This is a genomic window from Hydrogenophaga sp. PBL-H3, from assembly GCF_010104355.1.
GTDB lineage: Bacteria > Pseudomonadota > Gammaproteobacteria > Burkholderiales > Burkholderiaceae_C > Hydrogenophaga.
The window spans coordinates 4,345,172-4,368,491 of sequence record NZ_CP044972.1 but is presented as its reverse complement, the minus strand read 5'-3'; the positions used below and the strand labels follow the sequence as shown (position 1 = coordinate 4,368,491).

The following is a 23,320-nucleotide window of genomic DNA, read 5'->3' as shown; positions in this document are numbered from 1 at the left end:
GTGGGCGCCAGGGCAGGGTGCCCACAGCAACGGCACGCCAGGGCCGCTCTGCCTATACTGCTGCGGGTAGCGTCCCGGTCTTCGCGGGGCGCCTCGCCTGGAGACCGCCGCCATGAATGCCCGCCTGCCCCACGCCCTGCCTCCCCTCGATCCAGAAGCCTTGCAGGCCCACATCGATGCCGCCTGGACGCAGACCATCATTCCCGAGCTGGTGCGCTACATCGAGGTGCCGGCCAAATCCCCCGCCTTTGACCCCGACTGGGCCCGCCATGGCCTGCTGGACCGTGTGTTGCGCGGCGCAGCCGACTGGGTGCGGGCGCAGAAGGTCGAAGGCCTCTCGCTGGAGGTGATCCAGCTCAACGATGCGCAGGGTGTGCCGCGCACGCCAGTGCTGTTTTTTGAAGTGCCTGCCTGCGCTGGCAAGGACGGCACGCCGGCTCCCGCCTCCGGCCAGACGGTGCTGATGTACGGCCACCTCGACAAACAACCCGAGTTCACCGGCTGGCGCAGCGACCTCGGCCCCTGGACGCCCAAGATCGACAACGGCAAGCTCTACGGCCGTGGCGGCGCCGACGATGGTTACGCGGTCTACGCCAGCCTCGCCGCGCTGCAGGCGCTCAAGGCGCAGGGCGCAGCCCATCCGCGCATCGTCGGGCTGATCGAGACTTGCGAAGAGAGCGGCTCGGGCGATCTGCTGCCCTATGTGGACGCGCTGCGCACGCGCTTGGGCGACGTGGGCCTGGTGATCTGCCTGGACAGCGGTGCCGGCAACTACGACCAGCTCTGGCTCACCACCAGCCTGCGCGGCATGGCCAGCGGCGTGCTCAAGGTCGAAGTGCTCACCGAAGGCATCCACTCGGGCGACGCTTCGGGCCTGGTGCCGTCGAGTTTTCGCATCATGCGCCAGGTGCTCGACCGGCTGGAGGACAGCGCCACCGGCCGCCTGCTGCCCACCAGCTTTCACTGCGAGGTGCCGGCGGAGCGCATCGAGCAGGCGCGCGCCACCGCCGCCATCCTGGGCGACGAAATCTACAAGCGCTTCCCCTGGGCGCACCACGACTGCGGCGGCTCTACCGTGTTTGCCCTGCCCACCACCACCGACCCGGTGGACGCTCTGCTCAACCGCACCTGGCGGCCCACCCTGTCCGTCACGGGGGCTGACGGTTTCCCCGAGATGCGCAACGCCGGCAACGTGCTGCGGCCCTACACCGCCTTCAAGCTGAGCCTGCGCCTGCCGCCGCTGGTGGACGCGCCGCAGGCCGTGCAGGAACTCAAAGCCCTGCTGGAAGACAACGCGCCTTACCAGGCCAAGGTCACGTTTGAAGGCGAAGGGGCCGCCAGCGGCTGGAACGCACCGGCCACCACGCCGTGGTTCGAGCAGGCGCTGCAGGACGCGTCACAGGCGCACTTCGGCGCCGGCTGCGGCACCATTGGCCAGGGCGGCACCATCCCGCTCATGAACATGCTCAGCAAGGGTTTCCCCACCGCGCAGATGATGGTGTGCGGCGTGCTCGGCCCCAAGAGCAACGCACACGGTCCCAACGAGTTCCTGCACCTGGACTATGCGCAACGCCTGACCGCCACCGTGGCCCAGGTGATTGCCCGCATGCCCTGATCACGGTCTTGCCCAACGCCCCGATGCATCCAGCTGTGCCGACATGACCGATACGACCCAGGCCCCCTTCACCCTGCGCGACGGCCTCAACCTCGCGCTGTACGACTGGCCCCTGCCCATGCGCCGGCGACCACGCGGCGTGGTGCTGATCGTTCACGGCCTGGGCGAACACGCCTGGCGCTACGACGCAGTGGCGCGCCGCCTCAACGACTGGGGTTTCGTCGTGCGCGCCTTCGACCAGCGCGGCCACGGCGACTCGGGTGGTGCCCAGGGCGTGTTGCCCGACGACGACGCGCTGCTGGAAGACCTGGCCGAGGTGCTGGACGATACGCGCCGCCACATCGCCGAGCCGTGGGCCTGCCCGTTGATCCTCATGGGACACAGCATGGGCGGGCTGGTGACGGCCACCTTCGTTCAGCGCGGCATTGCCGAGGTCGACGGTCTGGTGCTGTCATCGCCCGCGCTGCAGGCCGGGCTGGGCCTGGTGCAGCGCCGACTGATCGATCTGATGTACCGGTTCGCACCCAACAAGACCCTGTCCAACGGGCTGGACGCGAGCAAGATCTCGCACAACGCCGCCACGGTGACGGCTTACGAGAAAGACCGCCGGGTGCACGACCGCATTTCGGCGCGGCTTGCGCATTTCATCGACAGCAACGGACCGCGCGTGCTGGAAGCAGCACCCGACTGGCGCGTGCCGACCCTGCTGATGTACGCGGGCGACGACCACCTGGTGAAATCCGAGGGCAGCCGCGCATTTGCCGCCGCCGCACCGCGCAACACAGTGCATGCGCAGGCTTTCGAGGGTCTGTACCACGAGATATTCAACGAGGCCGACCCGTCGGCCGTGTTCGGCACGCTCAAGGCGTGGCTGGACGTGATCGCCCCACTGCCACGCGCCGCCTGAGGTGTCAGCGGCGCGGCTGCATCAAGCCGCCCAGCATGCCCATGAGGTCCGGCGCCGGGCCGTCTTGCCCACCGAGCAGGGCACCGAGCGCGCCCAAGCCGTTGTCGGCGGGCATCTGTCCCTGGGGCGTGAGCTGATCGATCAGGCCCGGCAGGATGTTGGACAGCGCGGTCGAGGCCTGGGCCGTGTTGCCACCGAACTGGGCCGTGATCATGCCCATCAGGTCGGGGCCGAGCGCCTGCCCGAGCTGGTCGGGGTTCACTGCCTGGTTGGCACCGGTGCTCACCCACGATTGAGCGGCTTCGCCCAGCCCGGCCGATTGCAGTTTGGCCAGCAGCCCCTGCAGGCCGCCCGCGTTGTTGAGCAGTGTGCTCACCAAGGTGATCAGCATTTGCGGGTTCAGACCGCCAGCGGTGTCGGCGGGCGCCACGCCGTCACTGCGCTGAGAGCCCATCGCAGCCTCGGTAGCAGCACCGAGCAAAGAATCCAGCAGTCCCATGGCGTTCCTCCGTGAGTCAATGTGCTCAGGCCGGATTGTGGGCCTGCCGACCACGCCACGCAAGCCAGATCAGGGCCGTGGCGGTGAGGGTCAGCGGCAGCAGCGAACCCGCGTTCAGCCATTGCCAGCCCTGCGTGGTCACCAGGGCGCCCGAGGCGAACGAGGTGAGTGCCATGGTGGCGAACACGCAGAAGTTGATGGCCGCCTGTGCACGGTCTTTTTCTTCCGGCCGGTACGACTGCAGCGAGAGCGTGGTGCTCGCGGTGAAGAGGAAGTTCCAGCCCACGCCGAGCAGGAACAGCGCGATCAGGAACTGGTGCAGTTCCACACCCGACAGCGCGATCGCAACGCAGACCACGTTGAGCGCCACACCCGTGCCCATGATGCTGAGCACGCCAAAGCGCTTGATGAGGTGTCCGGTGAAGAAGCCCGGCGCGAACATGCCGATCACATGCCACTGCAGCACCAGGGCCGCGTCCTCGAACGGAAAACCGCAGACCTGCATGGCCAGCGGCGTGGCCGCCATCAGCAGGTTCATCACCCCGTAGCCCAGGGCGGCGCCGGCCGTGGCCACGATGAACACGGGTTGGCGCATGAGCACACGCAAGGGGCGGCCCCGGTCGGCGTGCGCGGCTCTGGCGGGCACGGCTGGGAATCGCATGAAGGCCATCACCACCATGGACAGCAGCGCCACCGCCGCCAGAGACAGGTAGGCACCCACGAACGGCACCTCGAACAGGCTGCGTGTCCGGCTGGCCAGATTGGGTCCGAGCACCGCGCCCACCAACCCGCCCGCCAGCACCAGCGACACCGCCTTTTCGCGGAACGCCGGCGCGCTGAGCTCGGCCGCGGCGAAGCGGTAGAGCTGGCCGTTGGCGCTGTAGTAGCCAGCGATCACGGTGGCGGCCACCAGCAGCCAGAAATTGCGGTCCATCACCGCCCAGGTGCACAGCAGCGCCGAGCCCAGCGCCACCAGCAGCCCGATCTGGAACGACACCTTGCGCCCGAACGCGCTCTGCGTGCGCGCCACCAGCGGCGTGGACAGCGCGCCGCCCACCACGTAGCCCATCACCGGCAGCGTGGCCATCCAGCCCAGCGGCGCCAGCGACAGCCCCACGAGGCCATTGATGGCGATGAAGACGACGTTGTTGGTGAGAAACAGGCCTTGCGCGGCGGCCAGCAGCCAGAGGTTTTTGTTCACGGTGCCGATGTTGTCGCAACGACGAGCGCCGTCAGTGCCGCCGTCTCGGCCCGCAGCACCCGCGGGCCCAAGGTCACCGGCACAAATCCGGCTGCGCGGGCCAGCGCGTCTTCCGCCGGACTGAGCCCGCCTTCGGGCCCGCTGAGGAAGCACACGGGCGAGTCAACGGCAACCTGACGCAGGGCCTGGGTGAGCGGCTGGGTGCCCTCGGCCAGCGAGAGCAGGCAGCGCAGCTCTGGCGCTGCGGCGTCCGCGGGTGGCAGGGCCTTGAGCCACGCCGCGAAGTCGGCCACGGGCTGCACGGTGGGCACGCGGTTGCCACCGCATTGTTCGCACGCGGCAACCGCCACCGACTGCCAGTGCGCCTGTTTTTTGGTCGCGCGCTCGCCGGTCAGGCGCAGCACGCTGTGCGCGGTGTGCAGCGGCTGCAGGCCGGCCACGCCGAGTTCGGCGGCTTTCTCCACCAGCCAGTCCATGCGGTCGTTGGCGGGCATGCCCATGGCCAGTGTCACGGCGCGGTCCGGTTCGCGCTCTGTGGCGGTGTGCGTGCCCACCGTCACGTCCACATCGCTGCGGCCCATGCGGGTGATGGTGGCGCTCCACTCGCCGCCGTCGCCGTTGAACAGCGTGATGGTCTGACCGGGCTGCAGGCGAAGCACCTGCACATGGCGCGCGACCGAGGCGGGCAGGCCCAGGCTCTGGCCGGCGAGCAGCGGCGCGGGGCAGTGGAAGCGCGGCATGCGCTCAGACCCGCCCGAAGGCGTAGCCCGAGGCAGCCTGCAGGCCCTCGACTTCGTCGATCAGCTGCAGGAAGGGGCCCAGGGCCCGGTAGCGGTGCGCGGTGTGGCGGATGTAGCCGATGAAGCGTGGCGCGTCGGCCAGGTACTTGGGTTTGCCGTCGCGCAGCGTGAGGCGCGCGAAGATGCCGGCCACCTTCAAATGGCGTTGGAGGCCCATCCACTCGACCGAGCGGTAGAAGGCGCCGAAGTCGCTGTGCCAGTCCTCGAAGTCCATCAGGCCGGCCTTGCGCGCCTTTTCCCAGTAGCGCACGGTCACGTCGATCACGAAGTCCTCGTCCCAGGTAAGGAAGGCGTCGCGCAAGAGGCTGGCGATGTCGTAGGTGATGGGGCCGTGCACCGCGTCCTGGAAGTCGAGCACGCCGAGTTGTTGGGCGGGCGTGTCGCCGGGTTGGCGCGGCAGCATGAGATTTCGGGGCATGAAGTCGCGGTGCACGTAGACGCTGGGGGCGTTGAGGTTGTGCGCCACGATCGAGTCGAAAGCCTTCTGCAAGGTGTTGGCCTGCGTGTCGCTCAACGCAAACTGTTTGTGCTGTTGCAGGTACCAGTCGGGAAACAGCTGCAGCTCGCGGCGCAGCAGGGCCTCGTTGTAGGGCGGCAGCACACCGGGCTTCGATGAGAGCTGCCAGGCCAGCAGCGCGTCCAGCGCCTGCACGTAGCGCCCGTGGTTGGCTTGCGCGTTGTCCGGGTCGATGCCATCCAGCATGGTCTGGTGACCCAGATCGCTCAACAGCATGAAGCCTTGTGGCTCGTCCCAGGCCAGCACCTCGGGCACCAGCAGGCCGGCCTCGCGCATGAGCGTGGCCACGTGCACGAAGGGTTGGCAGTTTTCGTGCGCGGGTGGGGCGTCCATCACGATGAGGCTGTGCCCGGCCTGCGCGTCGATGCGCAGGTAGCGCCGGAAACTCGCATCGGCCGAGGCCGCGCGCAGCGTGTGTGCCAGCAATCCCAGCCGGTCGGCGAGCGGGCGCAACCAGGCGGCAAAAGCGGCTTCGCGTTGGGGATCGGCCCACTCGACGGCGGTGTTGGACAGGGTCATGGTGGTGGGTGATTTGGCGCCGCTTGTCAATGGGCCGCGCGCGTGATCGCGCAGTGGATAATGGCCGCTGATTCTACAAACCCCCTGTGCTGATCCGCGGCGCTCGTCCGCTTTTGATCGGCCCGGTCAACGACTTCCTCCCCTTGAATCGCCGCACCCACCCGTCCTGTGTTCCAGCCTTGCCCGGTGGGCCTGCGCGACCCCGTCTCCAGGCAGCCCCCGTGGCGCTGGCGGTGCGCGGCTTGCTCTCGCTGCTGGCTCTTGGTGCGCTGGGCGCGCACGGCCTGGCGCAAGCCCAGTCGGGCGACGGCGACGAGGTACCCCAGCCTGGCGTGTCGCTGCGCTCCAGCGGCACGCTGCTGGAAACCTTGCCCGAAAACGCCAGGCGGCAGGCGCCCACCTTCGTCTCGGGCGACCGCATCGAAGGCCAGACCGACGGCATCACGGCGGTGGAAGGCAGCGCCGAACTGCGCCGCCACGACACGGTGATCCGGGCCGACCGCCTGCAGCTCGACCAGCGCACCAACGAGGCACAGGCCAAGGGCAACGTGCTGATCAACCGCAGCGGTGACCGCTTTCAAGGCCCCGAGCTGCAGCTCAACGTCGAGACCTACCAGGGCACGTTCACCCAGCCCACGTTCAACCTGCTCAAGAACGAAGGCACGGGCGACGCCAGCCGGGTGGACTTCCTGGGCGAAGACAAGGCCGTGGCCCATGACGCCCGCTACTCCACCTGCCCGCGCACACCCGGCGCCAGCTGGATGCCCGACTGGATGGTGCGCGCCACGAAGATCGAGTTCGACAACGTGGCCCAGACCGGCACGGCCACCAACGGCGCGCTGGAGTTCAAGGGCGTCCCCATCCTCGGATGGCCCCATTTCTCCTTCCCGCTGACCGACGCGCGCAAGTCCGGCCTGCTGCCACCCACGCTGAACATCGACAACATCAGCGGCCTTGAAGTCACGCTGCCGTATTACCTCAACATCGCGCCCAACCTGGATGCCACGCTCTACCCCACGCTGATGAGCAAGCGCGGCGTGGACCTGGGTGCCGAAGTGCGCTACCTGCAGCCCACCTACGCGGGCCAGGTGCGCGGCGCGTACATGCCGTCCGACCAGCTGCGCGATGCCAACCGCTGGGGCTACACGGCCCAGCACAACCAGACCCTGACTGGCACCAGCCTGGGGTTCGGGGGATCGGCGGGCTTGTACCTCAACCTCAACCGCGTGAGTGACGACGACTACTGGCGCGACTTCCCCCGCGCCACCGCTTCGCTCACCACCCGCTTGCTGGCCAGCGACGCGGTGTACAGCTGGGGCCAGGGTCCGTGGTCGGTGAGCGCGGGCGCCTACACCTGGCAGACGCTGCAGGACATCGCCGCACCCATCACACCGCCCTACGACCGGCTGCCCTCGGTGGCGGTGCGCTATGGGCGCAGCGACGCGCAGGTGGCCAACCTCAGCGGTGTGGACTGGTCGGTCCTGACCGAGTACACGCGCTTCCAGTCGGTGCCCTCGCTCACCCGGCAAACCAACGGAGATCGCGCACTCACCGTGGCCGAGATCAGCCGGCGCTTTCAGGCGCCGGGCTGGTTCGTCAAACCCCGCGCCCAGTTGCACGCCACGCAGTACAGCTTTGACAGCCCGCTGGCCAACGGTTCGCGCAGCGCCACGCGCGTGTTGCCCACCCTCAGCCTGGACAGCGGCCTGATCTTCGAGCGTGACGCCAGCTACTTTGGCAGAGGCTTCACCCAGACGCTGGAGCCGCGCGCCTTTTTCACCTGGACGCCCTACCGCGACCAGCGCCTGCTGCCCAACTACGACTCGGCCGCCAACGACTTCAACCTCGCCTCGATCTACACCGAGAACGCCTTCGGCGGCAACGACCGCATCTCGGACACGCGTGCGCTCACCGTAGGCTTGAGCTCCCGCTTGCTGGACCCCGCCAACGGCGCCGAAGCGGTGCGCCTGGGTGTGGCCCAGCGGTACCTGTTCCGCGACCAGAACGTGTTCCTGCCCAACGCCGCAGGCCTGGCCGGTGGCGACCCGGTCAACGAACGCCTGAGCGACATCCTGCTGGCCGCCCGCGTGCAGTGGAGTTCGCGCTGGCTGACCGACGCCAACGTGCAATACAGCCCTGGCGATCGGCAGTCGGTTCGCACCACGCTGAGCGGCCGCTACACACCGAGCAAGTTCCGCACGCTCAGCGCAGCCTACCGCCTGCAGCGCGGCAGCAGCGAACAGTTCGACGTGGGTTGGCAGTGGCCGCTCAACGATTTCTTCGGAGAGCCCGCACGCACCGAAGTGCCTGGCCGTGCGCTCGGCCCAGGTCAGTGGTACAGCGTGGGCCGCATCAACTACAGCGTGCCCGATCGCAAGGTGGTCGATCTGGTGGCGGGCTTTGAGTTCGACGCCGGCTGCTGGGTCGGGCGTATCGTGCTCGAACGCCTGCAGCGCAGCACCGCCGTGGCCAACCAGCGTATCCTGTTCCAGCTGGAATTCACGGGCTTCTCCCGCATCGGCTCCAACCCGCTGAAGACCCTCAAAGACAACGTGCCGCGCTACCAGTACCTGCGCGAAGAAATCAACCCGCCCAGCCGGTTCCAACAATATGACTGACCGCTCCTCCCATCGCCCCCGCTTTCCTCGCCTGGCCATCTGGTTGCTGTGCAGTTCACTGTTCGGTGGCGCGGTCGTGCACGCGCAGGCGTTGCGGCCTTCCAGCGGGTTGCGCGCGCCCGCTGCGTCAACGCCGGCGGCCTCGACATCCCGCACCGCCGATTTCATCGTGGCGCTGGTCAATTCCGAGCCGGTGACCAACAACGAAGTGCGCCAGCGCATGGTCCGCCTGGAGCAGCAGCTCACCCAGCAGTCGGCACCCGTGCCCCCGCGCGAGCAACTCGCCCGCCAGGTGCTTGAGCAGATCGTCAGTGAGCGCGCCCAGGTGCAACTCGGTACCGAGCTCGGCATCCGCGTCGACGAAGCGTCACTCGCGCAGGCCGAGCAATCCATCGCCGCGCAGAACCAGCTCACCCCCGAAGAATTCCGCCGCCGCATCGCCGCCGACGGCGTCGACATCAACCAGTTGCGCAACGACCTGCGCAACCAGATCCTGTTGCAGCGCCTGCGCGAGCGCGAGGTGGATTCGAAGGTGCGCGTGAGCGAAGCCGACATCGATGACTTCATCCGCGAGCGCCAGGGCAGCAACGACGTGGCCAGCCTGCAGCTCAACCTGGCCCAGGTTTTCGTGGCGGTGCCCGAAGACGCCGCGCCCGACCGTGTGCAGACACTGCAGGCGCGCGCCCAAAGCGTGGCCGACCGCGCCCGCGCAGGCGGCGATTTTGCCGAGCTGGCGCGTGAGTTCTCCGAAGGGCCCGAGCGCGCCAATGGTGGTCAATTCGGCATGCGCCAGGCCAATCGACTGCCCGAGCTGTTCGTGGATGCCACCCGCTCGCTGAGCGCTGGCGGGGTCGCAGGCCCCGTGCGCAGCCCGGCGGGTTTCCATGTCCTCAAGGTGATCGAGAAACGCCAGGCGGGCCTGCCCGATGTCGCCGTCAGCGAAACCCGGGCGCGCCACATCCTGTTGCGCCTGGGTCCACAGCTCAGCGAGGCCGACGCCGTGGCCCGCCTGGCCGGTTACCGCCAGCAGATCGCTGCTGGCCAGGCCACGTTTGAAGCCCTGGCGCGCGAGCACAGCCAGGACGGCTCCGCCCGCGATGGTGGCAACCTCGGTTGGGCGCAAGCCGGCCAATTCGTGCCCGAGTTTGAAGCCGCCATGGGGCGTCTGCGCCCGGGCGAGATGTCTCTTCCCGTGGTCTCGCGCTTCGGTGTGCACCTGATCCGCGTGGACGAACGCCGCCAGAGCACGCTCTCCGCGCGCGATCAACGCGAAATGGTGCGCGGTCTGGTGCGCGAGCAAAAGATCAACGAAGCCTTGCGCACCTGGGTGCAAGACGTGCGCGGTCGCGCCTACGTCGAATACCGCGAAGCACCACAGTTGTGATATCGAGGGTGTCCTCGGTGGTCAGCGCATGAAGCACATTGCCCGCAAGCGCTTCGGTCAGCATTTCCTGACCGATGGCGCCATCATCGATGCCATCGTCGATGCCATCGCACCTCAGCCCGGTGATGCAATGGTGGAAATTGGCCCGGGATTGGCGGCACTGACGCAGCCGCTGGTGGAGCGCCTGGGGCGCCTCACCGTGATCGAGCTGGACCGCGATCTGGCGGTGCGCCTGCGTGCCCATGCCCAGCTCCAGGTGGTGGAGTCCGACGTGCTGAAGGTGGATTTCACCGCCCTCGCTGAGCAGCTGGCAGCGCCCAGGCTGCGCGTGGTGGGCAACCTGCCCTACAACATCTCCACGCCCATCCTGTTTCACCTGCTTGATCACGTGAACGTGGTTCAGGACCAGCACTTCATGCTGCAGAAGGAAGTGATCGACCGCATGGTGGCGCGCCCGGCCACATCCGACTACAGCCGCCTCTCGGTCATGCTGCAGTGGCGCTACGCCATGGACAACGTGCTGTTCGTGCCGCCCGAGAGTTTCGACCCGCCGCCGCGCGTGGACAGTGCCATCGTGCGCATGGTCCCGCTGGCCGAACCGCCAGCGATCGACATCGCGCGCTTCTCCGCGATGGTGCAGGTGGCCTTCAGCCAGCGCCGCAAGATCCTGCGCAACACCTTGGGCCGGTGGCTCGAAGAGCAAGGCTTTGCCGGGGAGTTCGACCTGCAGCGCCGGGCTGAAGAAGTGCCCGTGGACGAATACGTTCGTCTGATCAAAAGCCTGCCGGCATGAAAAAAGCCGCTGCAGCAGCAGCGGCTTTCGGGGGGTGTAGCCTGATCAGGCTGCAGCCAGCCAGTACCCGGCGTTGAAGGGGCTGCTCATGCGCAGTGCCATCGGGCTCACGTCCAGGATCTTGTCCGTGGGCATGGGCTCATCGCTCTGCACCTCGATCGGCTCTTCGCCCTTGGGCGAGCGGGCCACCGAGAACGAGTAGAAGCAGCGGAACGGGATCTTGCGATCCGACCAGTAATCGGCGGCGTCGCGGAAGATGTCCAACAGCTGCTCGCGCGCTTCCTTGTCGAACTTGGCGTGCGCGGGGATGTGCTCCAGCACCACGATGAATCCGGTCTGAGGCCCCGACTTGTGCACCATGTCGGTCATGCAGTCGTAGAGCGCGTCGAAGTTCTTGCCGAAGTGCGAGGGCAAGGTGTACTGCGCAGCGATCAATTCCAGCACGTCCTGCTTGCTCTGGGCTTTGGCCAGGTTGGCATACAGGAAGTGGTGGCCCAAGTGCTCGGCCGCAGCCTGCAGGTCTTTCACGCCGTGGGCGCGAATCGACTGAACGATATTGGGTCGTACGTTACGAAGTGGCGTGTCCATCTCCGTGTCTCTTTCAAAGTTCAAAGTTAAAAAACCGCTCACATCACCCAAGACTCACTGCACGATCAGCTTGAAGCTGCTGTAGTGGTCTTCGGTGTAATAACAAGCCTCAGGCAACTTGGGCTGCAATCCACCACACACGATCCGCTTGGCGCCCCGATGACTCAGGCCTGGCGTGGGGACCGTGTATTCACGGTAGAAGCCCCGCCGCTGGCTTGGTAGCAACCTTTCCCGATTGCCAAACACCGTGCCGTCTTTCTCGTATCGGAATGGCCCGCCTCGCCGGATCAGATCCATCACCTGTCGGCCCTGCTCGGGCAAGCCGGATTCGGCGAGAGCCGCAGCGTTCGTGCCGTGAAGTGTCTGGTTTTGCGGTGTTCGAGCCTGCACCAAAATGGTGCCAAGCGATGCCGTCAGAACCAGAACCAAGGTCAGTGTTGCCACGCCCTTGGCACCCCCGATCCGCTTCAGGTCCATGAAATTCCCTGCTCCTGATGCAATCAACCCGCCACCAACACACCACAAAAGTTCCCATTTGCATGGCTTTGGTGGGGGTGTCACGGGGCGGGTTAACCCTGTATTCCAAGCTGTCTAGTGTGCCTGAGGTGGGCTGAAAACGCAAGCGATTGCTGAAAAATAAGGCAAATCCAGCGGGTTGAGATGTGTGAAAAAGTTAGTGCTTGCTTTTTCTCTATGCTTCAACGGGAAACGTTGGCATCGGCCACGGTGAGAGCTGTCATGTTGACGATGCGACGCACGGTGGCGCTGGCGGTGAGGATGTGGACCGGCTTGTCGGCACCCAGCAGCACCGGGCCGATGGCGATGTTGCCGCCGGCGGCTGTCTTGAGCAGGTTGTAGGCGATGTTGGCCGCGTCGATGTTGGGCAGCACGAGCAGGTTGGCCGCGCCTTTGAGCGTCGAGTTGGGCATCATCGTGGCGCGCGCCTCGGGGTCCAGTGCCACGTCTCCGTGCATCTCGCCGTCCACCTCCAGCCAGGGGGCCTGCTCGCGCAGCAGCTCCAGCGTGCGGCGCATCTTGATCGCGCTGGGCTGGTTGCTCGATCCAAAGTTGGAGTGCGACAGCAGGGCGGCCTTGGGCTGCAGGCCGAAGCGCAGCATTTCCTCGGCCGCCATCACCGTGATCTCGCACAGCTCTTCGGGGGTGGGGTCGTAGTTGACGTGGGTGTCGACCAGGAAGACCTGGCGGCCCGGCAGCATCAGGCCGTTCATGCAGGCGTAGATGCGCACGTCTTGCGCGGTGCTGGGGCTGCCGCCGGCGCGTTTTCCGATCACCTGATCGATGTATTCGAGGTGGTTGTGGGTGTTGCCCCAGGTGCCGCAGATCAGGCCATCCACCTCGCCCTTGTGCAGCAGCATCGAGCCGATCAGTGTGAGGCGTCGACGCATCTCGATCTTGGCGAGCTGCTGGGTGACGCCCTTGCGCTCGGTCATGCGGTGGTAGGTCTGCCAGAAATCGCGGTAACGGCTGTCCTGTTCGACGTTGACGATGTCGTAGTCGAGCTCTTCTTTCAGGCGCAGGCCGAACTTCTCGATGCGCTGGGCGATGACGGCCGGGCGACCGATCAGCGTGGGGCGGGCCAGGCCTTCGTCCACCACGATCTGGCAGGCGCGCAGCACGCGTTCTTCTTCGCCTTCGGCATAGGCCACCCGCTTGCGGGCGGCGGTCTTGGCGGCGGCGTAGATCGGTTTCATGATCGTGCCGGAGGCGAACACGAAGCTCTGCAGGCGTTCGCGGTAGGCCGCCATGTCGGTGACGGGGCGCACGGCCACGCCACTGTCGGCTGCGGCCTGAGCCACGGCCGGTGCGATCTTCATCATCAGGCGCGGATCAAACGGCTTGGGGATGAGGTACTCGGGGCCGAAGGCGAGCTGCTCGCCCGCGTAGGCGGCGGCCACCACCTCGCTCTGCTCGGCCTGCGCGAGTTCGGCGATGGCGTGCACCGCGGCGATTTCCATTTCGGTCGTGATGGTCGAGGCGCCGGCGTCCAGCGCGCCACGGAAGATGTACGGGAAGCACAGGACGTTGTTGACCTGGTTCGGGTAGTCGGTGCGGCCCGTGGCCATGATGGCGTCGTCGCGAACGGCCTTGACGTCCTCGGGCGAGATTTCAGGGTTGGGGTTGGCCAGTGCGAGGATCAGCGGCTTGGCCGCCATGCTCTTGACCATGTCCTGCTTGAGCACGCCGCCGGCCGACAGGCCCAGGAAGATGTCGGCGCCGACGATCACCTCGCGCAGCGTGCGCTGGTCGGTCTTCTGCGAGAAGACGATCTTGTCCTCGTCCATCAGTTCGGTGCGGCCTTCATAGACCACGCCGGCCAGGTCGGTGACCCAGATGTTTTCACGCGGAATGCCCAGTTTGACCAGCAGGCCCAGGCAGGCCAGGGCGGCGGCGCCCGCGCCCGAGGTGACGAGCTTGACCTTCTTCGGGTCTTTTCCGACCACTTTCAGGCCATTGAGGATGGCCGCGCCCACCACGATGGCCGTGCCGTGCTGGTCGTCGTGGAAGACCGGGATCTTCATGCGCTCGCGCAGCTTGCGCTCCACATAGAAGCAGTCGGGCGCCTTGATGTCTTCGAGGTTGATGCCGCCGAACGTGGGTTCGAGCGAGGCAATGATCTCGACCAGCTTGTCGGGGTCCTTTTCGTTGATCTCGATGTCGAACACGTCGATGCCCGAGAACTTCTTGAACAGCACGCCCTTGCCTTCCATCACCGGCTTGGCGGCCAGCGGGCCGATGTCGCCCAGGCCGAGCACGGCGGTGCCGTTGGTGATGACGGCCACCAGGTTGCCGCGGGCGGTGTACTTGAAGGCGTTGACCGGGTCGGCCACGATCTCTTCACATGGAGCGGCGACGCCGGGCGAGTAGGCCAGGGCCAGATCACGCTGGTTGGTCAGCTGCTTGGTGGCGGCGATGGCCACTTTGCCGGGTGTCGGGAACTCGTGGTACTCGAGGGCGGCACGGCGCAGCTCGGCGCGTTTGTTTTCTGGGCTGTTGTCCATGGTCATGATCTTGTCTCCGGTCTTGCTGAATTCTTGCTATGTGAAAGCGAGTTGCACATTCTAGTTCTGCGGCCGGGAAAACCCTAGTCGGTAGAACTGCGTAAACGGTTGTGGCGATGCTGACTTTTTCGGGGGCAATGCGCGCAAGTACCAGCGTTCATACCGCCAGCACCTGCACCTGCACCAGCGGCTGCAGGCGCTGAACGTCCTGGGGCAGGCACAAACCAGTGCCCGGCGTGAGCAGCGCAGCCGATCCGGCGGCCATGGCCCAGCTGAAGGCCTCGGGCAAGGGATGCCCCTGCTGCAGCGACCAGACCAGCGCACCCACGAAGCTGTCGCCCGCGCCCACCGAGCTGGCCACCTCGACCGGCAGGGCCTCGGCCTGCCAGGCGCCGTCGCGCGTGAGCAGCAGTGCGCCGCGGTCGCCCATCGTGAGGGCCACCACCTCGGCCTGCCCGCGGTCGATCAGTGCCTGCGCGGCGGCTCGCCACGCCACGGCGTTGTCCAGCGGCAGGCCGGTGAGCTCGCGCAGTTCGCGCAGGTTGGGTTTGGCGAGGAACACGCCGGCTTGCAGGGCCGCCGCCAATGCCGGCCCCGAACTGTCGAGCACCAGCCGCACGCCGCGCTGGCGGGCCATACCGGCCAACCGGGCGTAGAAGTCGGCCGGCACGCCGGGCGGCAGGCTGCCGCTGGCCACCACGAAGCTCACCGCCCCGGACCAGCCGTCAATGCCGTCCAGGCAGGCCTGCCACTCGGCTTCGGCGAGCGTGGGGCCCGGCAGCACGAAGCGGTACTCGGCGCCGGTGTCCAGCGCCTGCACGGTGAAGTTCTCGCGCGTGTCCTGCGCGATCGGCAGCGCGCGTGCCGGCAAACCGGCTTGCACCAGATGCTGCGTGAGCCATTGGCCGGCAGCGCCGCCGGCCGGGTACAGCGCGCTGCTGTGTCCGCCCATCCGGTGCACCACGCTGGCCACATTGAGGCCACCGCCTCCGGCATCGCGCCGGGCCGGGCCGCAGCGCAGCTTGTCGGCGGGCACGACCCGATCGGCGTGGGTGGACACGTCCACCGAAGGGTTCATGGTGAGGCACAGCACAGTGCCCGCAAGGGAGCTCATGCCTGCGTTGTACTCCATGCGCGCGGGTTTCAGCGCAGGTGTTTGCCGCGTTTGGCCGCGAAGGCTTCACTCACGCGCAGGCCGCGCGTGCCAGGCTCCAGTGTGAAGGTCTGGCCCGCCTCGATGGCGCCGGGCCGCGCCACCGCCAGATAGAAGCCCGGGCAGAGATGCTCCATCATGATGCGACCCGCATCGCGCAGGCCCATCACAGCGTTGAACTTGTAGCAGGGCTCGCGCGGAGCGGTCACGCGCAGGCTGCACCCGGGAAAATGCAGCAGGTCGCCGATCCACACCTCGGTCTCCAGCAGGCCTTCGATGGTGAGGTTCTCGCCCAGGTAACCCGGTGGCAACGGGTCGTCGAACAAATGCGCACCACTCTGGCGGCGTTGCTTGTCCCAATACGCGTAGTGCTCCAGCGGGTAGGCATAGACCGCCTTGTCCAGTCCGCCATGCACGCTGGGGTCGGCCTGCTCGTCGCCTTGCAGACCCAGCGGCATCACCGCCACCAGACCATTGATGGTCGCCTTGCCGATGCCGGAGAGCACATGGCGCGAGCCGATGCGCAGGTCGCGCACCGTGCCCGTGTTGACGCTGACGACGCGCACGGCCTCAGCCGCGCATCAGCGCTTCGATCTCGCTGGCCTCGACCGGCACGCCGCGCGAGATCAGCTCGCACCCGGTTTCGGTGACGATGGCGTCGTCCTCGATGCGGATGCCAATGTTCCAGAACTTCTCGGGCACACCGTCGGCCGGGCGCACATACAGGCCGGGCTCGATGGTGAGCACCATGCCCGGGCGCAGGATGCGGCTCGGGCGGTCCTTGATGATCTCGCCGCTCAGCGGGTCCTTGCGCTCTTGCGCGGTGCCGAGCTCGGACGGCTCCACGTAGCTGCCGCAGTCGTGCACGTCCATGCCCAGCCAGTGGCCGGTGCGGTGCATGTAAAACTGGAAATACGCGCGGTTGGCGATCACGTCCTGTGCGTTGCCCACCTTGTTCTTGTCGAGCAGGCCCACATCAAGCAAACCTTGCGCGAGCACCGCCACGGTGGCCTCGTGCGGATCGACGAAACGCGCACCCGCCCGGGTGGCCTTGACCGCCGCGATCTGGCTGGCCAGCACCAGGTCGTACAGGTCGCGCTGCGGGCCGGTGAAAGTGCCGTTGGCCGGGAAGGTGCGCGTGATGTCGCTTGCATAGCCGTCGAGCTCACAGCCGGCGTCGATCAGCACCAGCTCGCCGCTGCGAATGGGCGCTGCGTCGGCGCGGTAGTGCAGCACGCAGGCGTTGGCACCGGCGGCCACGATGCTGCCGTAGGCCGGGTACTGCGAGCCGTGCTCGCGAAAAGTGTGCAGCAGCTCGGCGTCCAGATGGTACTCGCGCACGTCTTGCCCCGCTCGCAGCATGGCCGCACTGCGCTGCATGGCACGGATGTGGGCCTTGGCGCTGATCTGCGCGGCGCGGCGCATGGTGTCCTGCTCGAACGCGTCCTTGACCAGCCGCAATTCGTCGAGCACGCCGCACAGGTCGCGCTGCGACTCGGGGCACAGCGCACCAAAGCGCACGCGGGCACGCACCGGCTGCAACCAGCCGTTGACCCGGCTCTCCAGCCCCTCGTGCGTGGCAAACGGGTACCACACGGTGTGGCGGTTCTCCAGCAGCTTGGGCAGGCGCTTGTCAAGCTCGGCAACGGAAAACGCGTCGCTCACACCCAGGTGCTCGGGCGCGGCCTCGGGGCCCAGGCGGATGCCGTCCCAGATCTCGCGCTCCACGTCCTTGGGTTGGCAGAACACCGTGGTGCTGCCCTCGGCCGTGATCACCAGCCAGGCGTTGGGCTCGGTGAAGCCGGTGAGGTAATAGAAGTAGCTGTCGTGCCGGTACAGAAAGTCGGTGTCGCGGTTGCGCGGCCGCTCCAGAGCAGTGGGCACGATTGCGATGCCGCCGGGACCGAGCGAGGCGGCCACGCGGGCGCGGCGATCGGCGTACAGGTGGGTGTGGGTGGTGACGTCCATGCGCGCCATTGTCAGCGTTTTGGCGCTTTCTGACCGCGCAGGGGAATCAGCCGGCTCCGTTCAGCTCGTCCAGTCGGGCCGGTGTGCCCACATCGACCCACTGCCCCGTGTAGATCTCCGCGCTCACCTGGCCCGCCTCCATGGCCCGGCGCAACAGCGGCGCCAGCGGCTCGGCCGTGCCTTGCGGGTTGCCGGGGACGACCTCACACCACGGCAGCTCGAAGAGTTCGCGTCGGTACAGGCCGATGGTGCTGAAGGTGTAGGCCTCCTCCGACCGGCTGATCGCCAGGCCGTCGGCGCCCAGGCCGAAATCGCCGCGCGGGTTGTGGGGCGGGTTGGGCACCAGCCAGATGTGGGCGAGCAGGCCACTGGCCTCGAACCTGTCGACGCTGGCCTGGCTGAAGGCAAAGCCGGGCACGAACACGTCGCCTGCCAGCACCCAGAAAACGTCGGCCAGCAGCGGCAGCGCCCGGGCAATGCCACCAGCCGTTTCCAGGGCGTAGCCGAAGTCGGCGCCCTCGCGCGACATGACCACGTCGCAGCCTGGCAGGTCGCGGCTCCAGGCCGCGCAGTGCTCGTCGATCTGCTCGCCAAGCCAGGCGGTGTTCACCACGAAGCGCTGGAAGCCGCCCGCCAGCAGGGCCTCCATGGGCCATTGCATCAAGGGCTTGCCCTGCACGACCAGCAGGGGTTTGGGCGTGACGTCCGTGAGTGGGCGCATCCGCATGCCGCGTCCGGCGGCGAGCACCATGGCCGAGGCTCGGGGTGGGGTGAGAGGGGGGGCGGTGGCGAGTCGGTTCATGGGGAGCGGGTGGTGCGCGTGCCGGGCGCACAAGGCCACACGCGTTGAAGAATTATGGGCCGGCGCGCCTGTCCAATGCGGTGGCACGCCGCCGCCGATGGGCTGGCCGATAAAATCCGTTGTTTTGCGCCATCGCGCAGAGTCCGCGCTCCACCCCCACCCCCAGCACTTTCCAGCACCCCCATGTCAGACACCGCCAGCACCCCCACCCCCATCGCTTCTGCCGTGTCGCCCCAGACCCAGGCCAACGCCATCCGAGCGCTGGCCATGGACGCGGTGCAGGCCGCCAACTCGGGCCACCCCGGCGCGCCCATGGGCATGGCCGACATGGCCGTGGCCCTGTGGGGCCGCCACCTGCGCCACAACCCGACGAACCCGCAGTGGGCCAACCGCGACCGCTTCGTGCTGTCCAACGGCCACGGCTCCATGCTCATCTATGCGCTGCTGCACCTCACCGGCTACAAGCTGCCGATCGGCGAGCTCAAGAACTTCCGCCAGCTGCACAGCAAGACCGCCGGCCACCCCGAAGTCGGCCACACCCCTGGCGTGGAAACCACCACCGGCCCGCTGGGCCAGGGCATCACCAACGCCGTGGGCATGGCGCTGGCCGAGAAGCTGCTGGCGTCCGAGTTCAACCGCGAAGGCCACACGGTCGTTGACCACCACACCTATGTGTTCATGGGCGACGGCTGCCTGATGGAGGGCATCAGCCACGAGGCCGTGGCCCTGGCCGGTGCCTGGAAGCTCAACAAGCTGGTCGCGCTGTACGACGACAACGGCATTTCCATCGACGGCCAGGTCACGCCCTGGTTCATCGACAACACCGCGCTGCGTTTCGCCGCCTGCGGCTGGAACGTGATCGGCCCGATCGACGGCCATGACGCCGACGCCGTGGACCGTGCGATCAGCGACGCGAAGAACAAGGCCGACGCTCCCACGATCATCATTTGCAAGACCCACATCGGCAAGGGCAGCCCGAACCGCGCCAACACCGCCAAGGCCCACGGCGAGCCGCTGGGCGCAGAAGAAATCAAGCTCACCCGCGAAGCCCTGGGCTGGACGCACGCACCCTTCGCCATCCCGAAAGACGTGTACGCCGCGTGGGACGCCAAGGACGCCGGCAAGGCCTCGGAAGCCGCGTGGAACGCCACCTTCGCCGCCTACAAGGCCGCCTTCCCCGAACTCGCCAAGGAGTTCGTGCGCCGCATGAAGGGCGAGCTGCCGAAGAACTTTGCCCAGGTGGCGGTGGACGCGGCCGTGGCCGCCCACACCAAGGCCGAAACCGTGGCCAGCCGCAAGGCCAGCCAGCTCGCGCTGGAAACCTTCACCGCCGCGCTGCCCGAGCTGCTGGGCGGCAGCGCCGACCTCACCGGCTCCAACCTCACCAACACCAAGTCCACCCCCAGCCTGCGCTTCAACCTGGCGGGTGACGTGGTGAAGAACGAGCAAGGCCAGGGCGGTCGCCACATCAACTACGGCGTGCGCGAATTCGGCATGGCCGCGATCATGAACGGCGTGGCGCTGCACGGCGGCTTCATTCCCTACGGCGGCACCTTCCTCACGTTCTCCGACTACAGCCGCAACGCGATCCGCATGGCCGCGCTGATGAAGCAGCGCGTGATCCACGTGTTCACGCACGACTCCATCGGCCTGGGCGAAGACGGCCCCACCCACCAGTCGGTGGAACACGCCGCCAGCCTGCGCCTGATCCCCAACCTGGATGTCTGGCGTCCGGGCGACACGGCAGAAACCGCCGTGGCCTGGGCCGTGGCGCTGGAAAACGCCAACCGCCCCACCGCGCTGCTGCTCAGCCGCCAGAACCTGCCCTACGCTCCCAAGAGCGACCTGGGTGACATCAGCAAGGGCGCCTATGTGCTGGCCGAGCCGAGCGAGGTGGGTCTGAAGAAAAAGGCGCAGGCGGTGATCATCGCCACCGGCTCCGAAGTGCAGCTCGCCCTCAAGGCGCAGGAGCTGCTGGCCAGGGAACACAAGATCGCGGTGCGCGTGGTTTCCATGCCCAGCACCACCACGTTTGACCGCCAGAGCGCCGCCTTCAAGGCCTCGGTGCTGCCCGCCGGCGTGCCGCGCGTGGCGGTGGAGATGGGCTCCACCGACGGCTGGTGGAAATACGGCGTGGCCGCGGTCGTGGGTCTGGACACCTACGGCGAGTCCGCCCCGGCGCCGGTGCTGTTCGAGCACTTCGGCTTCACGCCCGCCAATGTGGCCGACACGGTGCGTGCCGTGCTGGCGAAATGAGTTTGTTCATCCTTTTTTGAAACTTTCCAGGAGAGACGAGACATGACGATCAAGATTGGCATCAACGGCTTTGGCCGCATCGGCCGCAATGTGTTGCGCAGCGCCATCCAGAACTTCGCCGACATCGAAGTCGTGGCCATCAACGACCTGCTCGAACCCGACTACCTTGCCTACATGCTGCAGTACGACAGCGTGCACGGCCGCTTCAAGGGCACGGTCTCGGTGGAAGGCAACACCCTGATCGTCAACGGCAAGAAGATCCGCCTGACCCAGGAGCGCGATCCCTCGAACCTGAAATGGGCCGAGGTCGGTGCCGACGTGGTCATCGAATCCACCGGCCTGTTTCTTGACAAGGTCACGGCCCAGAAGCACCTGGACGCCGGAGCGAAGAAGGTCATCCTGTCCGCGCCTTCCAAGGACGACACCCCCATGTTTGTCTTCGGCGTCAACGACAAGACCTACAAGGGCGAGGCCATCATCTCCAACGCTTCGTGCACCACCAACTGCCTGGCGCCCATTGCCAAGGTGCTCAACGACAAGTGGGGCATCAAGCGTGGCCTGATGACCACGGTGCACGCGGCCACCGCCACGCAGAAGACCGTGGACGGCCCGAGCAACAAGGACTGGCGCGGCGGCCGCGGCATCCTGGAAAACATCATCCCCAGCAGCACGGGTGCGGCCAAGGCCGTGGGCGTGGTGATCCCCGAGCTCAACAAGAAGCTCACCGGCATGAGCTTCCGTGTGCCGACCAGCGACGTGTCGGTGGTCGACCTCACGGTTGAACTGAGCAAGGAAGCCACCTACGCCGAGATCTGCGCCGAGATGAAGGCGCAGAGCGAAGGCGCGCTCAAGGGCGTGCTGGGCTACACCACCGACAAAGTCGTGGCCACCGACTTCCGCGGTGACACCCGCACCTCGATCTTCGACGCCGACGCGGGCATCGCGCTGGACAGCACCTTCGTCAAGGTGGTGAGTTGGTACGACAACGAGTGGGGCTACTCGAACAAATGTCTGGAAATGGTTCGCGTGGTCGCCAAGTAAGCGCCCGCTTGCACCCAACAAAAAAAAGCGCCTTCGGGCGCTTTTTTGTTGCCTGGAGAACCTGCGCGACACCCCATGGCTTGACACTAGACCGACCGGTCTATAGATTGCACGCCATGACCAACACACCCACCCCCGGCACCCGCGAACGCCTGATCGCCGCCATGACCGACGCGCTGCGCCGGCGCGGCCTGCACGGCATCGGTCTGACCGAGCTGCTCGCCCAGGCTGGTGCCCCCAAGGGCGTGCTCTACCACCACTTTCCCGGTGGCAAGACCGAGCTGGCCGTGGCCGCGATCGGCGATGTGGTGGCCCGCATGCTGCGCGGGCTCGACGCGCTGCTGGCCGACACGCCAGACCCGATCGAGGCCACGCGCCGCTGGATGGCGGGCGCCACCGCGCGCCTGAGCGACACCGGCTTCGAGTCGGGCTGCCCGCTGGCCACCGTGGCGCTGGAAACCACGCCCGACGACTCGGTGCTGCGCGAAGCCCTGGCCCGCGCCTTTGCCACCTTGCGCGAGCGCATGGCCTTGGCCCTGGAGCAGCACGGCGAGTCGCGTGCGCGAGCCCAAGGCCTCGCTGCGCTGATCGTCGCCACCTACGAGGGCGGGCTGCTGCAGGCCAGGGTGGCGCAGAGCAGCGAACCGATCCACCAGGCCACGCAGACCCTGCTGATGCTGCTGGCCGCGCGCGGCTCAACGGCAGCCCGAACCGGAGAACCTTCATGAACACCTTCCCACCCACCGACGCACGCAACCAGGCCGTGCGCACCGAGCGACTCACCCTGACCGCCGCCGACGGCTACCCGCTGGTGGCGCACCGCTACCGCAGCCCCACGCCTGCACACGCCCACCTGGTAGTGGGCGGCGCCACCGCCGTGCCGCAGGGTTTTTACAAGCGTTTTGCCGAACACGCCGCGCGGCGGGGCTTCGACGTGCTCACGCTGGATTACCGCGGCATCGGGCAGTCGGCCCCCAGCACACTCAAGGGCTTCCGCATGAACTACCTCGACTGGGGACGGCTGGACCTCGCCGCGGCCGTGGAAGCCATGCGGCAGCCAGGCGTGCCGCTCTACCTGGTGGGCCATTCCTACGGCGGCCACGCGCTGGGCCTGCTGCCCGACCCGGACGCGGTGGACGGCGCCTGGACCTTTGCCACCGGCGCCGGCTGGCACGGCTGGATGCCACCCCTGGAGCGCCTGCGCGTGCTCTTTCTCTGGCGCGTGCTCGGACCCGTGTGGACGCGCATGAACGGCTACCTGCCCTGGAGCCGACTGGGCATGGGCGAAGACCTGCCCATCGACGTGTACCGCCAATGGCGTCAGTGGTGCCGCTTCCCGCGCTACTTCTTCGACGACCCCGACATGAAGTCCACCACCGAGCGTTTCGGTGAAGTGCGCTTTCCCATCGTGGCGCTCAACGCGCTGGACGACGCCTGGGCGCCGCCCGCCTCGCGCGACGCCTTCATGGCCGGTTACCGCAATGCCGAGGTGCGCAGCGTCACGCTCGACTCCCGCCGCGCGGGCTTGGGCGCCATGGGCCACATGGGCTACTTCCGGCCCAAGTCTCAGCCGCTGTGGAATGAAGCGCTGGACTGGTTCACCGGTCTCACGCAGCAGCGCGCAGCGGGGGCCTGAGCT

Annotated in this window: 19 protein-coding genes and 1 pseudogene; 9 read left to right on the top strand and 11 right to left on the bottom strand. The window is 67.3% G+C overall.

From position 1 onward, the window contains the following. Positions 1-112 precede the first annotated feature (112 nt). A complete protein-coding gene (locus F9Z44_RS20440; RefSeq protein ID WP_159608506.1) occupies positions 113-1,615 on the top strand; it encodes a M20 family metallopeptidase in 1,503 nt (500 codons plus the stop codon). Positions 1,616-1,658: 43 nt separating this feature from the next. Further along, positions 1,659-2,522, top strand: a complete 864-nt coding sequence (locus F9Z44_RS20435; RefSeq protein WP_159608505.1) for an alpha/beta hydrolase — start codon at positions 1,659-1,661, stop codon at positions 2,520-2,522. Positions 2,523-2,526: 4 nt separating this feature from the next. On the opposite strand, the gene F9Z44_RS20430 is transcribed toward F9Z44_RS20435, so the two are convergent. Genes F9Z44_RS20430 through F9Z44_RS20415 form a run of 4 tightly spaced genes read right to left on the bottom strand, consistent with a single transcriptional unit; the run spans position 2,527 to position 6,058 of the window. Continuing rightward, positions 2,527-3,021 carry a YidB family protein gene (locus F9Z44_RS20430; RefSeq protein ID WP_159608504.1) on the bottom strand — a complete coding sequence of 165 codons (495 nt, stop codon included), beginning with the start codon at positions 3,019-3,021 and terminating at the stop codon, positions 2,527-2,529. A gap of 25 nt (positions 3,022-3,046) precedes the next feature. Further along, positions 3,047-4,222 carry an MFS transporter gene (locus tag F9Z44_RS20425; protein ID WP_159608503.1) on the bottom strand — a complete coding sequence of 392 codons (1,176 nt, stop codon included), beginning with the start codon at positions 4,220-4,222 and terminating at the stop codon, positions 3,047-3,049. Further along, positions 4,219-4,962, bottom strand: coding sequence for a 16S rRNA (uracil(1498)-N(3))-methyltransferase (locus F9Z44_RS20420; RefSeq protein ID WP_159608502.1), 744 nt, complete (start codon positions 4,960-4,962; stop codon positions 4,219-4,221). Before F9Z44_RS20420 ends, F9Z44_RS20425 begins: the two co-directional genes overlap by 4 nt. 4 nt (positions 4,963-4,966) lie before the next feature. Further along, entirely contained in the window at positions 4,967-6,058 is a 1,092-nt protein-coding gene (locus tag F9Z44_RS20415; RefSeq protein ID WP_159608501.1) for an aminoglycoside phosphotransferase family protein, read from the bottom strand. Positions 6,059-6,201: 143 nt separating this feature from the next. Between F9Z44_RS20415 and F9Z44_RS20410 the strand changes: the two genes are divergently transcribed. From F9Z44_RS20410 to rsmA, 3 genes are read left to right on the top strand one after another with little or no spacing between them, the layout of a single operon-like run. After that, the gene (locus tag F9Z44_RS20410; protein ID WP_236574211.1) at positions 6,202-8,676 is read left to right on the top strand and encodes an LPS-assembly protein LptD; all 2,475 of its coding nucleotides are present in this window, start codon (positions 6,202-6,204) and stop codon (positions 8,674-8,676) included. Continuing rightward, positions 8,669-10,060, top strand: coding sequence for a peptidylprolyl isomerase (locus tag F9Z44_RS20405; RefSeq protein WP_159608500.1), 1,392 nt, complete (start codon positions 8,669-8,671; stop codon positions 10,058-10,060). Before F9Z44_RS20410 ends, F9Z44_RS20405 begins: the two co-directional genes overlap by 8 nt. 28 nt (positions 10,061-10,088) lie before the next feature. Further along, complete coding sequence (rsmA, locus tag F9Z44_RS20400) at positions 10,089-10,853, top strand: 16S rRNA (adenine(1518)-N(6)/adenine(1519)-N(6))-dimethyltransferase RsmA (RefSeq protein WP_159608499.1); 765 nt, start codon at positions 10,089-10,091, stop codon at positions 10,851-10,853. A gap of 192 nt (positions 10,854-11,045) precedes the next feature. On the opposite strand, the pseudogene F9Z44_RS20395 reads toward rsmA, so the two are convergent. The 7 genes and pseudogenes from F9Z44_RS20395 to F9Z44_RS20365 form a co-directional block, all read right to left on the bottom strand. Beyond that, positions 11,046-11,441, bottom strand: a pseudogene (locus tag F9Z44_RS20395) (barstar family protein); the annotation flags it as partial. Between the two features lie 54 nt (positions 11,442-11,495). Next, positions 11,496-11,918 (bottom strand): ribonuclease domain-containing protein, encoded by a 423-nt coding sequence (locus tag F9Z44_RS20390; RefSeq protein ID WP_159608498.1) that lies wholly within the window; start codon positions 11,916-11,918, stop codon positions 11,496-11,498. A gap of 221 nt (positions 11,919-12,139) precedes the next feature. Further along, positions 12,140-14,467 carry an NADP-dependent malic enzyme gene (locus F9Z44_RS20385; protein ID WP_159608497.1) on the bottom strand — a complete coding sequence of 776 codons (2,328 nt, stop codon included), beginning with the start codon at positions 14,465-14,467 and terminating at the stop codon, positions 12,140-12,142. 151 nt (positions 14,468-14,618) lie between these two features. After that, positions 14,619-15,575 carry a 1-phosphofructokinase family hexose kinase gene (locus F9Z44_RS20380; RefSeq protein ID WP_159608496.1) on the bottom strand — a complete coding sequence of 319 codons (957 nt, stop codon included), beginning with the start codon at positions 15,573-15,575 and terminating at the stop codon, positions 14,619-14,621. A gap of 29 nt (positions 15,576-15,604) precedes the next feature. After that, positions 15,605-16,180, bottom strand: a complete 576-nt coding sequence (locus F9Z44_RS20375) for an MOSC domain-containing protein (protein WP_159608495.1) — start codon at positions 16,178-16,180, stop codon at positions 15,605-15,607. 4 nt (positions 16,181-16,184) lie between these two features. Then, a complete protein-coding gene (locus F9Z44_RS20370) occupies positions 16,185-17,582 on the bottom strand; it encodes an aminopeptidase P N-terminal domain-containing protein (RefSeq protein WP_159608494.1) in 1,398 nt (465 codons plus the stop codon). A gap of 46 nt (positions 17,583-17,628) precedes the next feature. Beyond that, on the bottom strand, positions 17,629-18,384 hold the full coding sequence (locus F9Z44_RS20365) for a nucleotidyltransferase family protein (protein WP_236574210.1): 756 nt from the start codon (positions 18,382-18,384) through the stop codon (positions 17,629-17,631). Positions 18,385-18,567: 183 nt separating this feature from the next. On the opposite strand from F9Z44_RS20365, the gene tkt reads away from it, so the two are divergent. The 4 genes from tkt to F9Z44_RS20345 all read left to right on the top strand — a co-directional run bounded on the left by tkt (position 18,568) and on the right by F9Z44_RS20345 (position 23,317). Continuing rightward, positions 18,568-20,640, top strand: coding sequence for a transketolase (gene tkt / locus F9Z44_RS20360; RefSeq protein ID WP_159608493.1), 2,073 nt, complete (start codon positions 18,568-18,570; stop codon positions 20,638-20,640). A gap of 42 nt (positions 20,641-20,682) precedes the next feature. Continuing rightward, on the top strand, positions 20,683-21,681 hold the full coding sequence (gap, locus tag F9Z44_RS20355; RefSeq protein WP_159608492.1) for a type I glyceraldehyde-3-phosphate dehydrogenase: 999 nt from the start codon (positions 20,683-20,685) through the stop codon (positions 21,679-21,681). Positions 21,682-21,797: 116 nt separating this feature from the next. Continuing rightward, positions 21,798-22,409: a TetR/AcrR family transcriptional regulator gene (locus tag F9Z44_RS20350; protein WP_159608491.1), complete on the top strand. Its 612-nt coding sequence runs from the start codon at positions 21,798-21,800 to the stop codon at positions 22,407-22,409. Beyond that, complete coding sequence (locus F9Z44_RS20345) at positions 22,406-23,317, top strand: alpha/beta hydrolase family protein (RefSeq protein WP_159608490.1); 912 nt, start codon at positions 22,406-22,408, stop codon at positions 23,315-23,317. Before F9Z44_RS20350 ends, F9Z44_RS20345 begins: the two co-directional genes overlap by 4 nt. Positions 23,318-23,320: the final 3 nt, after the last annotated feature.

Bases quoted from the DNA above. Each gene is read 5' to 3' on its own strand.
- F9Z44_RS20380 (WP_159608496.1), bottom strand. From the start codon at position 15,575: ATGAGCTCCCTTGCGGGCACTGTGCTGTGCCTCACCATGAACCCTTCG.
- tkt (WP_159608493.1), top strand. From the start codon at position 18,568: ATGTCAGACACCGCCAGCACCCCCACCCCCATCGCTTCTGCCGTGTCG.
- F9Z44_RS20370 (WP_159608494.1), bottom strand. From the start codon at position 17,582: ATGGACGTCACCACCCACACCCACCTGTACGCCGATCGCCGCGCCCGC.
- F9Z44_RS20385 (WP_159608497.1), bottom strand. From the start codon at position 14,467: ATGACCATGGACAACAGCCCAGAAAACAAACGCGCCGAGCTGCGCCGT.
- F9Z44_RS20390 (WP_159608498.1), bottom strand. From the start codon at position 11,918: ATGGACCTGAAGCGGATCGGGGGTGCCAAGGGCGTGGCAACACTGACC.
- F9Z44_RS20345 (WP_159608490.1), top strand. From the start codon at position 22,406: ATGAACACCTTCCCACCCACCGACGCACGCAACCAGGCCGTGCGCACC.
- F9Z44_RS20405 (WP_159608500.1), top strand. From the start codon at position 8,669: ATGACTGACCGCTCCTCCCATCGCCCCCGCTTTCCTCGCCTGGCCATC.
- rsmA (WP_159608499.1), top strand. From the start codon at position 10,089: ATGAAGCACATTGCCCGCAAGCGCTTCGGTCAGCATTTCCTGACCGAT.
- F9Z44_RS20440 (WP_159608506.1), top strand. From the start codon at position 113: ATGAATGCCCGCCTGCCCCACGCCCTGCCTCCCCTCGATCCAGAAGCC.
- F9Z44_RS20415 (WP_159608501.1), bottom strand. From the start codon at position 6,058: ATGACCCTGTCCAACACCGCCGTCGAGTGGGCCGATCCCCAACGCGAA.
- gap (WP_159608492.1), top strand. From the start codon at position 20,683: ATGACGATCAAGATTGGCATCAACGGCTTTGGCCGCATCGGCCGCAAT.
- F9Z44_RS20365 (WP_236574210.1), bottom strand. From the start codon at position 18,384: ATGAACCGACTCGCCACCGCCCCCCCTCTCACCCCACCCCGAGCCTCG.
- F9Z44_RS20435 (WP_159608505.1), top strand. From the start codon at position 1,659: ATGACCGATACGACCCAGGCCCCCTTCACCCTGCGCGACGGCCTCAAC.
- F9Z44_RS20420 (WP_159608502.1), bottom strand. From the start codon at position 4,962: ATGCCGCGCTTCCACTGCCCCGCGCCGCTGCTCGCCGGCCAGAGCCTG.
- F9Z44_RS20430 (WP_159608504.1), bottom strand. From the start codon at position 3,021: ATGGGACTGCTGGATTCTTTGCTCGGTGCTGCTACCGAGGCTGCGATG.
- F9Z44_RS20350 (WP_159608491.1), top strand. From the start codon at position 21,798: ATGACCAACACACCCACCCCCGGCACCCGCGAACGCCTGATCGCCGCC.